The organism is Eubacteriales bacterium, assembly GCA_041390245.1.
Taxonomy (GTDB): Bacteria; Bacillota; Clostridia; order Christensenellales; family JAWKQI01; genus JAWKQI01.
On sequence record JAWKQI010000001.1, the window covers coordinates 314,727 to 328,131 of the forward strand.

Annotated in this window: 14 protein-coding genes; 1 reads left to right on the plus strand and 13 read right to left on the minus strand. The window is 38.4% G+C overall.

Going from position 1 to position 13,405, the window contains the following annotated elements; genetic code table 11:
- The 10 genes from scfA to R2876_01635 all read right to left on the minus strand — a co-directional run bounded on the left by scfA (nucleotide 1) and on the right by R2876_01635 (nucleotide 9,544).
- Nucleotides 1-144 (minus strand): six-cysteine ranthipeptide SCIFF, encoded by a 144-nt coding sequence (gene scfA / locus R2876_01590; GenBank protein MEZ4357313.1) that lies wholly within the window; start codon nucleotides 142-144, stop codon nucleotides 1-3.
- Nucleotides 145-212: 68 nt separating this feature from the next.
- Nucleotides 213-650, minus strand: a complete 438-nt coding sequence (locus tag R2876_01595) for a TIGR04086 family membrane protein (GenBank protein MEZ4357314.1) — start codon at nucleotides 648-650, stop codon at nucleotides 213-215.
- Between the two features lie 85 nt (nucleotides 651-735).
- Nucleotides 736-3,042: a homocysteine S-methyltransferase family protein gene (locus R2876_01600; protein MEZ4357315.1), complete on the minus strand. Its 2,307-nt coding sequence runs from the start codon at nucleotides 3,040-3,042 to the stop codon at nucleotides 736-738.
- A gap of 40 nt (nucleotides 3,043-3,082) precedes the next feature.
- The gene (locus R2876_01605) at nucleotides 3,083-3,754 is read right to left on the minus strand and encodes a methionine synthase (protein MEZ4357316.1); all 672 of its coding nucleotides are present in this window, start codon (nucleotides 3,752-3,754) and stop codon (nucleotides 3,083-3,085) included.
- 12 nt (nucleotides 3,755-3,766) lie between these two features.
- Nucleotides 3,767-4,639 (minus strand): methylenetetrahydrofolate reductase [NAD(P)H], encoded by an 873-nt coding sequence (gene metF / locus R2876_01610; protein ID MEZ4357317.1) that lies wholly within the window; start codon nucleotides 4,637-4,639, stop codon nucleotides 3,767-3,769.
- Nucleotides 4,640-4,829: 190 nt separating this feature from the next.
- A complete protein-coding gene (locus R2876_01615) occupies nucleotides 4,830-5,060 on the minus strand; it encodes an alpha/beta-type small acid-soluble spore protein (GenBank protein ID MEZ4357318.1) in 231 nt (76 codons plus the stop codon).
- 50 nt (nucleotides 5,061-5,110) lie between these two features.
- Entirely contained in the window at nucleotides 5,111-5,308 is a 198-nt protein-coding gene (locus R2876_01620) for an alpha/beta-type small acid-soluble spore protein (protein MEZ4357319.1), read from the minus strand.
- Nucleotides 5,309-5,467: 159 nt separating this feature from the next.
- A complete protein-coding gene (recG, locus tag R2876_01625) occupies nucleotides 5,468-7,483 on the minus strand; it encodes an ATP-dependent DNA helicase RecG (protein MEZ4357320.1) in 2,016 nt (671 codons plus the stop codon).
- Between the two features lie 69 nt (nucleotides 7,484-7,552).
- On the minus strand, nucleotides 7,553-9,178 hold the full coding sequence (locus tag R2876_01630) for a DAK2 domain-containing protein (GenBank protein ID MEZ4357321.1): 1,626 nt from the start codon (nucleotides 9,176-9,178) through the stop codon (nucleotides 7,553-7,555).
- 15 nt (nucleotides 9,179-9,193) lie between these two features.
- Nucleotides 9,194-9,544 carry an Asp23/Gls24 family envelope stress response protein gene (locus R2876_01635; GenBank protein ID MEZ4357322.1) on the minus strand — a complete coding sequence of 117 codons (351 nt, stop codon included), beginning with the start codon at nucleotides 9,542-9,544 and terminating at the stop codon, nucleotides 9,194-9,196.
- A 225-nt stretch (nucleotides 9,545-9,769) separates the two neighbouring features.
- On the opposite strand from R2876_01635, the gene rpsT reads away from it, so the two are divergent.
- Nucleotides 9,770-10,033: a 30S ribosomal protein S20 gene (rpsT, locus tag R2876_01640; protein ID MEZ4357323.1), complete on the plus strand. Its 264-nt coding sequence runs from the start codon at nucleotides 9,770-9,772 to the stop codon at nucleotides 10,031-10,033.
- A 110-nt stretch (nucleotides 10,034-10,143) separates the two neighbouring features.
- Here the strand turns inward: rpsT and holA are convergent, their stop codons facing one another.
- From holA to R2876_01655, 3 genes are read right to left on the minus strand one after another with little or no spacing between them, the layout of a single operon-like run.
- Complete coding sequence (gene holA, locus R2876_01645) at nucleotides 10,144-11,103, minus strand: DNA polymerase III subunit delta (protein ID MEZ4357324.1); 960 nt, start codon at nucleotides 11,101-11,103, stop codon at nucleotides 10,144-10,146.
- 5 nt (nucleotides 11,104-11,108) lie between these two features.
- Complete coding sequence (locus tag R2876_01650) at nucleotides 11,109-11,873, minus strand: MBL fold metallo-hydrolase (GenBank protein MEZ4357325.1); 765 nt, start codon at nucleotides 11,871-11,873, stop codon at nucleotides 11,109-11,111.
- A gap of 26 nt (nucleotides 11,874-11,899) precedes the next feature.
- A complete protein-coding gene (locus tag R2876_01655) occupies nucleotides 11,900-13,378 on the minus strand; it encodes a ComEC/Rec2 family competence protein (GenBank protein ID MEZ4357326.1) in 1,479 nt (492 codons plus the stop codon).
- Between the last annotated feature and the right edge of the window lie 27 nt (nucleotides 13,379-13,405).

The following is a 13,405-nucleotide window of genomic DNA, read 5'->3' on the forward strand; positions in this document are numbered from 1 at the left end:
TTATTTTTTGTTCTCACACTTTTGGTTAGCAACAGTGCAAGATGTTTTGCAAGCAGACTGGCAAGAAACCTGACATTCTCCACAGCCTGTATTTTTTAAATTGCAATTAAGCGTACCTTTTTTAGCTATTTTAATATGCTGCATAAGACTTCCTCCGTAAACAATTTACGTAAGTTATTATATAACCTCTAGCCCGTATTTTCAAGTGTATTTTATTTCTTGCGCTTGAATTGTGAAAATATTATAGCTGCGATAGCGCCTATTAAAGCTGCCATAAGTGCATCTGACAAGAGCGCCAGAAAACTCCCCATGTTGCCTTCTATAAGTGAAAAAGTTAAAAACCCTATCAAGACGTACATAACGCCTGCAAGAGCACCAGCTAAAAAGAATTTTTCCTTAACTTTAATTACGTTTAAAATCGCTGCTAAAACTACACTTGATATTTTTATTATCTGGTTTATCAAAGGTATCGAATTTTCGGAGATCCCACCGTTTTTAAGTATCAGGGCGAATATAAGTATCAGCGCGATCGTAAAGATAGTAGCTAAAATCGCTGACCGAAGTGAAGAAAGCAACATGCACTTAAAATATTTGTCTGCCCCTTGAGTCTTACCTTTTGTTACACTTTTGCCGACCATTGTTTTCACCATTTCTAAATTCCCCCTCTTCATTTTCAATTTTATGAAAATTTTTCCGAGGTTATGAACGGTATTTTTAAAAATGGCAGCATAAAACTTATCTTTTAAATACGCTTTTAGATATATCGACCGCTCCCTTTGCGTCCTTTGCGTAAAAATCTGCGCCTATCTTTTTGGCGTATTCCGGAGTCAGTACCGCTCCTCCCACCATAACTTTGCAATTAAGGCCTTCATTTTTTATCATAGCGATAGTTTCTTCCATGCTTTTAAGTGTGGTTGTCATAAGAGCACTCAACCCAACTAACGGTGCCTTTTCGCTTTTAGCGGTTTGTACAATAGCTTCTACTTCTACATCCTTGCCTAAATCTATGACTTTATAACCGTAGTTTTGCAAAAGCACTTTTACGATGTTTTTCCCTATATCATGTATATCCCCTTTAACAGTCGCAAGTACTATCTTGCCGTTGTCTACCGAGGCTTTGTCGTCTTTTATTAGCCTTGTCTTAATTATCTCAAAAGCCGATTTAACGACTTCGGCAGACATTATGAGCTGCGGTAAAAATATCTCACCTTTTTCATATCTGTCTCCAACTGTATCAAGAGCCGGGATTATGTATTCGTTTATTATCTCCATAGGATCTTTTTCCAAAAGGAGGTTTTTAACAATTAGCGCCCCTTCGTTTTTAAGCCCGTTTTCAATTGCATAGAATATATCGGCGCAACCTGCTTGCTTAACCTCTGGCTTAGCAGGAATATTATTCCCATATTTAGATATGAACTCACTGGCATTTTCGTCTTTACCTGTAAGGAGGTTATAAGCAATGACCGACCCTGTCATGCACTCTATATTCGGGTTAATGATAGGAAGAGTCAGCCCTGCGTTAAGAGCCATAGTTAAAAACGTTGCATTTATCTTTTCGCGTTCAGGCAGCCCAAATGAAATGTTAGATACTCCAAGGACTGTATTTAACTTTAATTCCTCTTTTACCCTTTTTAGGGCATCCAAAGTTATAACTGCACTACCTGGCTCTGCTGAAACCGTCAGTGTCAAACAATCTATAAATACATCCTCTTTCTTAATGCCTAATTCAGCCGCTTTATTCAAAATCTTCTTTGCTATTTCAAACCTTTTGTCTGCTTCCTTTGGTATTCCGTTTTCGTCAAGGGTTAGCCCTACAACTGCGGCCCCATACTTTTTAACAAGCGGCAATATAGTATTTAAAGATTTCTCCTCTCCGTTAACGGAATTTACAATCGGCTTGCCACAGTATACCCTAAGCGCTGCCTCGAGGACTTCAGGGTCTGATGAATCTATCTGAAGCGGAACGTCTACAACACTTTGAACAGCCTTAACGACTTTGACCATCGTCGCTTTTTCGTCTATATCAGGCATACCTACATTTACGTCTAAAATATCCGCACCGGCTTTAACCTGTTCGATGGCCTGTCCTAAAATATAGTCTATATCACCGTTTTTAAGAGCCTCTTTAAACAGCTTCTTGCCTGTCGGGTTTATGCGCTCGCCTATTATCCTGGATTTATCTATTATAACAGTCTTCCCATGCGAACAAACGGCAGAAAAACTCTCTTTTTTGATTTTTACTTTATTTTCTTTTTCAAGCTTTTGTTTAATGAGCTTTATATATTCAGGTGTAGTGCCGCAGCATCCTCCCGCAAACTTTATGCCAAACGGAACTAAAGCGTGAATATAGTCGCTAAATTCCTCGGCGGTGATATTATACTGATTGTTGTCAAGGTCTGGGAGGTCTGCGTTAGGCTTGACTATTATAGGAAGATCGGTTAGAGAACTTAGCTCTTTAACCAAAGGGTATATCTCCTTTGGCCCAAGAGAACAATTTATGCCTATAGCATCCGGCCCGAGCGAGCCTATCGCTAAAACCATATCCATAATAGAACACACGGTATAAGTACGCATATTTTTTTCAAATGTCATAGTTACAAGGACCGGCCTTGTACTATTTTCCTTAGCGGCAAGAACGGCGGCCTTAGCCTCGTATATATCTGCCATAGTCTCTATGACTATTAAATCAGCATCTTCTCCGGCCCTAACCTGCTCGGCAAATATGTCGTATGCTTCTTCAAAAGTCAAACTGCCGGTAGGCTCTAAAAGCTTGCCTATCGGGCCTATATCCTGTGCAACGAGCGTATCTTTGCCACAGGCGGTCCGTGCGTTTTTGACAGCTGCTTTAACTATCTTGTCTACGCTATAACCGCTGTCTTTTAATTTAAGCCTGTTTGCACCGAATGTATTCGTATATATTATATCCGCGCCGCTTTTTACGTAACTTAAGTGAATATCTGATATAAGCTTATCATGTGTTATGTTTAGTACTTCTGGTATTTCACCCAGCTTTAAACCGCTTTTTAAAAGCAGGGTGCCCATTGCGCCGTCTAAATAAATAAATTTTTTATTTAAAAGTTTTTTAAATTCCACAATACTCTCCTCTTTTTCTATATGGGCAGTTGCCGGCCAAATTGCACCTTTCACATGGCGAGCTTCCTTCTTTTGTCTCCCCGAGATATAAGCCCATTACCGCTGTTACAGACTTTATCGGAGTCAGCATATTTTTGTCATTGACGCAAAGCCCTATCCTTTTAGGCGCATTAAGCACATCTAAAAGTTTTTCCTGTATATTTAAAGGCAAATCCCCATATCCAGGAGAGAACCTGCTGGTTAATTTATACTTATAAAATTCGTCTTTAATCTTTTCTTCAACTTTATCAACGACTTGTTCAATAGCCGAAGACGCAAGCGCATCCATCATAACAGCACTTGCAATATCGCTTATTTCTGCCGCCCGTAAAACCGCATCTACATTTGCTCCTATTGTCGCAGATAATATAACGGCTTTTTGGGACCCTTCCAGATGCTTTAAAATATCTTTCCCAGTTAAAACTAAGCCGGTGCCTCTTAGCTTTACCCCTTTTTCAACTCTGTTTATATCGAAAGATGAATAAATATACCTTGGTGCAATAACAGAAAGCAGCCTTTGTTCACTCTCGATAAGGGCGTTTAAAACCTGCTCAGATGGCTGGCCTTTATACCCTAAATAACGGCAAGCCTCTTCTTTGTCAATTGAGAGTATATTTATCAAAACATCCTCCTTTTAGCTCTTAGCTTTTATTAAACTATGTACGCTTTCACTTATCCTCTTTGCAATATTTGCGTTGTTCATGGTATAAAGGTGTATCCCATCTACATCGTGTGACAGCAGGTCTACTATCTGTTCTATAGCATATGCTATACCCGCGTCGCGAAGAGCCTCCTCATGGTACTCGTATCTTTGCATCATCTTAGTAAATTTAGGAGGAAGGCTGGCTCCGCAAAGAGTGACCATACGTTCTATCTGCTTTTTGTTAACGACCGGCATTATACCTGCTTCTATCGGTACGTTTATACCGGCGTTTTTCGCCCTTCTTACAAAATCGTAGAAAAATTTATTATCGAAAAAAAGCTGCGAAATAAGATGCGATACTCCGGTATCAACCTTTTTCTTAAGGTTTAAAATATCTCCCTTAAGATTTTTGGCTTCTACATGCCCTTCAGGATAACATGCCCCGGATATATTGAAATCCCCGTTTTGCTTAATAAAGGCAACGAGTTCACTTGCATATTTAAAATCTTTTTTAGGCTCTACATTCGGATTTACGTCTCCTCTTAGCGCCATTATGTTTTCTATTCCGCAGTTATTTAGCCTGTCTAAATTTATCTTTACTTCCTCTTTTGTGCTGTTTACGCAAGTTAGATGTGCAAGCGGCTCTATATTATATATCTTCTTTATGTCAGAAGCTATATCGCATGTCGATGTATCTGCAATATTGCCTCCGGCACCGTATGTCACACTTATAAAATCCGGATCCAAATCTTTTAATTTATCTAAAGTATCGTAAATAGTATTTATCGGGCTCGTTTTTTTTGGCGGAAACACCTCAAGTGAAAAAATTGTTTTATTTTGCTTAAATATTGAGGATATCTTCATTACATTTACTCCTTAAAACCCCTAAAGCTATGTTTGCTTTAAATTTCTTAAAATTATTTTTAAAAATTATAACATATAAGGGCCCACAAATCTAGCTTTAAATACCTATTTTGCGGCATAATAAAAGGCAAAGTCACTTCTTATTTTAAGCGCTTCGCCTTTTTATAATCATATCTCAACTAAAAAGATTTTACTGGCCCGACATAGACCGTTCGACCTGCTCAATCATTCTCTTAACCATGTATCCGCCAACATATCCAGCTTCACGTGATGTAAGATCTCCGTTGTAACCCTGCTTTAAATTAACACCAAGTTCGTTAGCTATTTCATATTTCATGTTACCTAACTTTTTCTTGGAGCTATTGTTGCTGCTGTTGGAACTCTGATTAGTGTTCTGCTGATTAGAACCCTGCTGATTCATTTATTTCACCTCCATTTTTTTAAATATGCTTTTAATAAACATATATATAGTTACTGATTAGGCATTGAATTTTCAGCCTGCTGGATCATTCTCTTTACCATTTCTCCACCAACTGAACCATTCTGTTTTGCTGTTAAATCACCATTGTAACCCTGCTTTAAATTAACACCGAGTTCAGTAGCAATTTCATACTTCATGTTATTTAAGTACTGTTTTGCTTCCGGAACTGCTGCTTTTCCTTTTGCCATCTTTTTCACCTCCTTTTGATGGTTGTGTGTGCATTAATAATTTAACCAGTAATAAAAATAATAAACTGGCAAATAATTAAACTTTTTCCATAAAAAAACCAAAAATCTTTTTTAAAAAGATTTTTGGTTTTTAAACTAATATTAAATAAATTTAATTTTTTAATTTAATGTAACTTTGTCAAATTTATCGGCAAACCTCTCTTCTGCTGCATTCTCAATACGCATTATTTCTTCGCTGTCGCCGTTTTCAAGCATCTTCATATATGCTTCTTGAGTCTCATTTAAAATACGCATGTCTTTAATCAAATGAGTCATGTATAGATCGCCTGTCCCATTTTGCCTGCTGCCAAGAAACTCTCCAGGCCCTCTCATCTCAAGGTCTTTTTGCGCTATTAAAAATCCATCGTTTGAACTGACCAGCATACTTAATCTCTCATATGCAGGGCCTGTATCTGCTTCTGTTACTAAAAAGCAAAAGGATTCTTTTTCTCCCCTACCTACTCTTCCTCTTAATTGGTGCAAAGTAGACAACCCGAACATCTCAGCGTTTTCTATGACCATTATAGTAGCGTTTGGAACATTTACGCCAACTTCAACAACTGTCGTCGCCACTAAGACTTTTATTTCACCAGAATAAAATCCGTTTATTATCTCCTGTTTTTTCTTTGCGCTCAACTTCCCATGCAGCATAGCAACGCTTCCTTTAGGAAAGATTTTAGAAAGTTCAGCCAGTACGTCAGCTGCACTCCTTTTTGGGAAATCCTCGTTTTCTTCTATAAGCGGGCAGACCACATAACACTGCGAGCCATCCACTATGCTTTTTTTTATGTAGCCATACATATCAAGACGCTTTTGCTCGCTTACTATAAAAGTTTTTACTTTTTTTCTTAAAGGAGGCATTTCATCTACTATAGAAATATCCAAGTTCTTATAAAGCACCATTGCAAGCGTCCTTGGTATCGGCGTAGCTGACATGATCATTACATGCGGGGTACCTTTAGCCTCAAATGCCGCACGCTGCGACACCCCGAAACGGTGCTGCTCATCAGCTATAACCAAACCTAAATTCGGCGGAACCACGTTTTCATAAAACAGCGCATGCGTACCAAATACTAAATCTGCCTCTCCTTTGTTTATACGCTCCTTTACTTCTTTTTTTTCAGATGCACTCATAGATCCTACAAGCAGCTCTATTCTTATATTTTTGCTTTCAAACAGCTTTTTCGCCTCTTCGTAGTGCTGCCTTGAGAGTACCTCAGTTGGTGCCATCATTGCAGCCATGTAGCCCTGCCTTACAAGCAGGTACATAGCAAAAAATGCGATCATGGTCTTGCCGCAGCCAACATCGCCCTGAATCAGTCGCTCCATACGCTTTGTTTGCATGTCTTCGCAAATCTCGCCACAGATGCGCCTTTGGGCAGACGTTGGTTCATAAGGCAACAGCGAAAAAAATTCACAAAGTGCACCGTCTGTATTAACTTTTATAAAGTCCTCACTTTTATTTTCACTGCTGACCTTATATAAAAAGGCATTAAATAGCATTAAGTCCTCAAATAAAAGCCTTCTTTTAGCTAGAGCAAGCATTTCCTTGTCTTTTGGAAAATGCACGTTGAAAAATGCCTCTTTACGCTTACTTAGCCCGTATTCTTTACGCGTTTTATCAGAAAACATATCGTCTTTAACTTCATATTTCTTAAGTGCGTTTAAAATAAGCTCACGCATCTTTTTTTGTGTCAGCCCTGCTGTCAACCGATATATCGGCAGTATATCAAATAAATTTTCGCTGTTTGATATTATCTCCGGATTATCTAATCTTATTTCAAAGTTAGTACGCTTGACTTTACCTAAAACGCATATCTTATCTCCAGTTTTAAACCTGTCTTTTAAATATGCCTGGTTAAAATAGTAAACATTGGCAAATGAAGATCCATCTGAAACTTTTAACTTAAGTATATTTAAGTTTTTGCGGATACGGTTTAAAGATACGTCTATTAAAGACGCATTAAGCAAAACCGTATCAGAATCTTTTAAAAAAAATATCGGCGTTTTTTGTTTTAAATCTGTATAATCTCTTGGCAAAAAATAAACGAGGTCTTCAACTGAAAAGATATTCAGTTTTTTTAAAAGCGTTATAGTCTTTGGCCCAATACCAGTTAGATTTAAAAGGTCTGGCATTTATATAACTCCTTTTGCTCTTTCGTTGCCTTTTAAAAAACCGGCTAAAATGCCGGTTTTTTAAAAATTTTATTCTACAGCAAATATGTACATATATACAGGCTGGCCGCCGCATTGCATATCGACATCGCAATCCGGGAACTTATCCTGTATCTCTTCTAAAAGCTCTTTTGCGTCATCTTCATTAACGTTTTCACCGAAGAATCCGGTTATCACACAATCATCTTCGTCTACCATTTGCGATAGCAGCTCTGTAGGTATACTGTCTAATTCCGGTTTATTGACGACGATCTTAGATTCAAATATGCCTATAAATTCATCCTTTTTTATATCCCGGCCGTTCATACCACTGTCTCTTATCGCCTGTGTAACGACGCCAGTTTTTACATTGCTTAAGGCCTTAGTCATCTTTTCTGCGTTCTCGTCAAGTTTTAATTCCGGATTAAACGCCATCATAGCACTTATTCCCTGCGGAATGGATTTTGACGGAACCACCTCAATATTTTTACCGGTCAGCGATTTTGCCTGTGTCGCGGCTAATATAATATTTTTATTATTAGGTAAAATAATAACGTTTTGCGACGGTACGCTATCTACTGCTGTTGCTATATCATGTGCGCTTGGATTCATGGTCTGGCCGCCTTCAACTAGTAAGTCTACACCTAGCTCCTTTAAAATAGCGCATATTCCCTCTCCGGCAGCAATAGAAACTACTGCTATGTCTTTTTGAGGGATTTCTTTTTCTTTTTTCTTGAAATCGCCTATTATTTCATTGTGCTGTTCTCTCATGTTGTCTATCTTGATCCCCGATAAGGACCCCAACTTAAGAGCTTCGTTCAATGCTTTATCCGGTTCATTCGTATGTACATGCACCTTAACCAGCATCAAATCCCCAACAACTAAGACGCAGTCCCCAATATTAGAAAGCTTTTCCCTGAAATCGTCTACATCTTTTAATTTAATTCCTTGTCTTAATTGTTTTATAAAAAATTCTGTGCAATATCCAAATTCTATTTCTGCATTACTGCTTTCGACAACTTCGTTATTCTGCGGAGCCATGCTTTCAAAGTCTATACTTATCTGGTTGCCGTTAAGAGCAGCTTTATAACCGCTATATATAATTAGCAAGCCCTTGCCGCCAGCATCTACAACTCCCGCCTCTTTTAAAACAGAAAGCATATCCGGTGTTTTTATAAGGGTCTTCTCCCCTTCTCTAAGCACATTGTCAAGCAGATTAAGGACACCTTCATCTTCGCTTTCAACAGCAGCGTCTGCCATGGAACGTGCTACCGTTAATATCGTGCCTTCCTTTGGCTTCATGACCGCCTTATACGCACATTCGACACCCAGCCTAAGACCGGCTGCAAAATCTGCTGTAGTCATATCGTTAAGCCCGGTACAGGCTTGCGTAAACCCTCTAAACAGCTGCGATAAAATAACACCTGAGTTCCCTCTTGCGCCTTTTAAAGAGCCTAAAGCCAGTGCCTGCGCGACGTTATGTACTGTAACGTCAGTTACACTGTTTATCTCCTTTACTGCAGACATCATTGTTAAAGTCATATTAGTTCCGGTGTCTCCGTCGGGCACAGGAAAGACATTCAATGAATTTAGTGCCTCTTTATTTTCTTCTAACAGAGAAGCTGCAGATAAAATCATATCCCGAAGCATCTCTCCGGTAATTTTATATTCTTCCAAACTATTTTTGCCCCCTTATAACCTTATGTCGCTTATAGTTACATCTAAATTAGCAACACTAAGGCCTGTAAGTTTTTCGACTTTATACTTAACAGTATCAACGACATTCTCTGCGACAGCAGGCATTGATACCCCATACTTAACGGCAATGTATAGATGAATCGATAAATTATTCCCGTCAACTGATACTTTTACGCCTTTGGACAAGTTTTCCCCTTTAAAAAGTTGCACAATACCGTCCATAGCAGTTTTTGAGGCCATACCAACTATACCGTAGCACTCCATCGCCGCCAACCCTGCAAGGTTAGCAAGAACTTCTTCCGAAAAGACAATACTACCTATCATATTTTTTACAGTAGCTCCCATTCATAGACCTCCCTTACTTGTTACAACTCATTTTCTTACAATTAGGAACCTATTTTATTACATTTTTAAAAAAACTTCAACTTTTTTTAAAATATTTATATTGACAATACTATTTCTATTCCCATTAAAGCAATAAAAATTCGGGGAAAAATAAATATTTGCTTGCATTAGTTTTTTATTTATGATACAATCCTAATGTTTAAAATACAACCGGGGGTGAAGAAAATGCCTAATATAAAATCTGCTAAAAAGCGTGTATTGACAATTGAGAAAAGAACGCTTAAAAACCGCGCCGTTAAAACCAATTTAAAGACAAGGCTTAAAAATTTTGACGTTGCTGTTAAGTCAGACGATCCAATTGCCAAAGAACTTTTGCGTGATACAGTAAGTGCTGTAGACAAAGCCGCAAAAAAAGGCGTTATACACAAAAACAAAGCTAACCGTAAAAAAAGCAGAATGGCCAAGGCTTTAAACAAAGCGCAAGCTTAAAGCCAAATTAAAACTTTAAAAACAGCTTTTCACCCTAAGCGGTTTTTAATTTGATTTTGAAAAAGCTCTTTTAAGTCACTTTCAGGGCTTTTTTGTTTTGCCAATAATTACTAGAAAACTTTGTATATCCGGCAGAGCGTTTCAAACGTTGATAAATCAAAAGACGCTTCGCCTTTTTTTTGTGAAACTTCTAAATCCGCAAGGCTGGTAAACGCATCTTTAATATCTCTGCTTGAAAAATTTTTTACATCTAAAAGCGCATTTTTCACTTCAAACTGTGATAGGCCCGTTAAAGAGACTATTCTTTCTGCACTGCAATCTAAGTTTAACAGGCTTTTCACCATATGAAGGGTCCTAAACTTAGCCGCTATTAAACCTATTATCGAAAAAGGGCTTCTTTCTTCATCTAAAATCTTATCAAAAAGCCTTTTCATATTTTTCATATCTTTTTTCATAAAATATCCGTGAAGCAAAAAAACTTCGTAGTCTACACCATAATTTACATACTTTTTTATATCTGCAACCTTTATCTTGTTTTTACCAACGATAAAACGCAGTTTTTCTATTTCACCAAGCACATTCAACAGGTCGCTGCCTACATATTCCACCAGGAGATGGGCTGCATCCCTGTCTATGTTTATTTCAGGATCCTTTGTAAGGTAGCTTACCGTTTCATACCCTTTTAGTTTCTTAAAGTGTTCTACTTTTCCGGCATTAAGAATTGCCTTCACCAATTTTTTTCGGGTGTCTGCGCTATATGTCAACTCAAATATAAGCACCGTGCTTATAGGTATCTTCGGCAGATATTCGCTTAACTTAGCGGCACCAGAAGTATCGCCTGAAAAACAGGGCGAATCCTTAACCAAGATGACCCTGGATTCATCCATTACAGGCAGTGTCTCACATGCGACTATGATGTCATTAGCGGGCGTTTTTTCATCTAATACCATATAGTTAAGTTCAGGTATGTTAAGCGGCACGCCATTAACCGCCGCTTTTACCGCTGCTTCTCTAAGAAAATTTTCCTGCCCATGAAAAAGATATACATTTTTGTTAACACTGTTTGCCATTTTGCCTACCTTACCGTTTCTACTCTTATTTTGTCGTCTATATAAAGCTCTACGCAGCCATTTTGTTCAGTTGTATAAATTTCGTCGCAGGCCTTTAAGAGCGAATTTAAAACACGCTCGCTCGGGTGCCCGTAGTTGTTCTTACCAACCGAAATAATCGCAGTTTCCGGTTTTACATATTTTAAAAACTCATCTGACGTGGAAGAAGCAGCCCCATGATGTGCTACAAACAATACGTCTATATCGCCGATTTCAGCCATTATATCTTCTTCGACTGCGCTGGGTATATCTCCCGGTACCAGTATACGATTCCCATTGTATTCAATAAGCAATACCAGCGAATTATAATTGGAATCGTCCTCATCGCTGTTTGAACCCGGGTTATATACGGTTATTTTTACTCCGTCGAAATATAGAGTATCTCCCTTACTTAGAGTGAGTATCTTATTCGTATTTTCTTCTATACTTATTTTAGGGGCATCGCATTCATTTGTATAGACAGTTTCTATCTTTCCTTCTTCCATAAGCTCTTTTATTCCGTAGGAATGGTCTGAATCGTCATGAGTTATTATACCTATATCTATTTCTCCCCTGCCCTGCAAATAATCTTCTAACAGGGTTAGATTATACTCACTGCCACCGTCTATCAGTATAGTTTTGTTATTAGGAGTCCTTATATACGTAGCGCTGCCTTGAGATACATCTATTGCCGCAATATATAATCCGCCATACGGTATCATGTAGCCTAAAACTATCACTAATAATAGCAAAAATAAAGCGTTACGCCAACTATTTTTTAATCTTTGTCTTTAAAGAAGTATTTAGACACTACGAGCATAAGCAAAAGCGCCAGTGCTATTGCCAAGATACCAAGGCTTGGAAAAGATATGTTTGCATAAGGCAGGTTTGAAATTGACAAAGCAATGTCGATTATCACATTTATTATAAAGCTACCAGCCGCCGCCGTTATAAACGCTATCGGGGCAAAAATAAGCCCCAATATAACGGATAGGAGTATAAATATAAGTGAGACAGCCACTAGCGGTATAACAAGCAAATTTCCTATCAGCGAATAAACAGCTATTGTACCCGTGAACCTGGCTGCAAATAAAGATACGCCAGATGAAGCGCCGATAGAAGCTGCTGCTAGGCTTAGCACCTTTTTCTTTTTAAAGCAGCGGTTTAAAAGATCCCCCACCGTTATTATTCCGAAAACTGCGGCAAAGGAAAGCTGAAATGACATTTTAAATATGCTCAGCGGGGACAAGACCAGTATAATCAAAAATGCAGTTGAAAAAACTATAAGCGTATCAGTTCTCTTATCTGTTAAGTTGAATATAAGGTAAACCGCCACCATAATAAACGCACGAACTGCGCTTGCCGGCGCACCGATTATCTCAACGAACAGATACAATATCAATATTTCTACTGCAAAGCTTATCTTTTTACCTACTTTTAAAAGCCCTAAAAGCCAAACCAAAATCGCGGCAAGAAACCCAATGTGCAACCCAGACACAGCAACTATATGTGATATTCCGGCCGTGCTGAATGAAGAAGTCACGTCATCGCTTATACTTGATGTATCGCCAAGCAGCATGCCCTTTGCTACCGGAGCGGCAGAAGCATCAAACGTAGAATCTATGACCATGGCAATAGATTTATTTATAGTTATAAAAACGTTTTTAAAAAAGTTTTTATCCTGCCCTGTCTTAGTAATCTCGTCTGCATTTGCACGAAAAGCTATTCCATCTGCCAAAAGGTATTTTTGTTCGTTATATCCATTCGGATTCCTCTCTTCATAGGTATACCTTATACTTGCTTTATCTGCATAAACCACGTCGCCGTATTCAAAGCCGGCGGGTGCCGTTAACAGCACTTTTCCTTCAAGCTGCTTGATTCCATCTTCCGCTGTTATGCTGACACCTTTTAAAACATACTTGCTGATTTCCCCTGTCACATATTCCGGATTTTCTGATATGGTTCCAGTTATTGATATGCTTTGCTCAGACGGTATGCTTTGGTTTACCGGTATCAGCGCTAAATTATAACAAAAAGCCCCCAGACTTACGGAGGCTAAAAGGATCCCTAATATAAACCATTTTTTAAACAGCATGTAAAGGAGTGCAGACACTAAAATGCCTAAAAATAAAATTACAAAAATGAAGGGCGTGTTTAATCTTACAGCATCCTCAACGGCTATGCCTATTGCGAAACACGGCAACGAGGCAATAAAAAATAAAGGGCGGGAATTAAAAATGGTGTTTCTTTCTGCCATTAGCCTTGTCCCCTACTATAAGGTTTT

What these genes read in the sequence shown, in the direction of transcription:
- scfA (MEZ4357313.1), bottom strand. Translation starts at nt 144, where the DNA reads ATGCAGCATATTAAAATAGCTAAAAAAGGTACGCTTAATTGCAATTTA.
- R2876_01595 (MEZ4357314.1), bottom strand. Translation starts at nt 650, where the DNA reads ATGGTGAAAACAATGGTCGGCAAAAGTGTAACAAAAGGTAAGACTCAA.
- R2876_01600 (MEZ4357315.1), bottom strand. Translation starts at nt 3,042, where the DNA reads ATGGGCACCCTGCTTTTAAAAAGCGGTTTAAAGCTGGGTGAAATACCA.
- metF (MEZ4357317.1), bottom strand. Translation starts at nt 4,639, where the DNA reads ATGAAGATATCCTCAATATTTAAGCAAAATAAAACAATTTTTTCACTT.
- R2876_01615 (MEZ4357318.1), bottom strand. Translation starts at nt 5,060, where the DNA reads ATGAATCAGCAGGGTTCTAATCAGCAGAACACTAATCAGAGTTCCAAC.
- R2876_01620 (MEZ4357319.1), bottom strand. Translation starts at nt 5,308, where the DNA reads ATGGCAAAAGGAAAAGCAGCAGTTCCGGAAGCAAAACAGTACTTAAAT.
- recG (MEZ4357320.1), bottom strand. Translation starts at nt 7,483, where the DNA reads ATGCCAGACCTTTTAAATCTAACTGGTATTGGGCCAAAGACTATAACG.
- R2876_01635 (MEZ4357322.1), bottom strand. Translation starts at nt 9,544, where the DNA reads ATGGGAGCTACTGTAAAAAATATGATAGGTAGTATTGTCTTTTCGGAA.
- rpsT (MEZ4357323.1), top strand. Translation starts at nt 9,770, where the DNA reads ATGCCTAATATAAAATCTGCTAAAAAGCGTGTATTGACAATTGAGAAA.
- holA (MEZ4357324.1), bottom strand. Translation starts at nt 11,103, where the DNA reads ATGGCAAACAGTGTTAACAAAAATGTATATCTTTTTCATGGGCAGGAA.
- R2876_01655 (MEZ4357326.1), bottom strand. Translation starts at nt 13,378, where the DNA reads ATGGCAGAAAGAAACACCATTTTTAATTCCCGCCCTTTATTTTTTATT.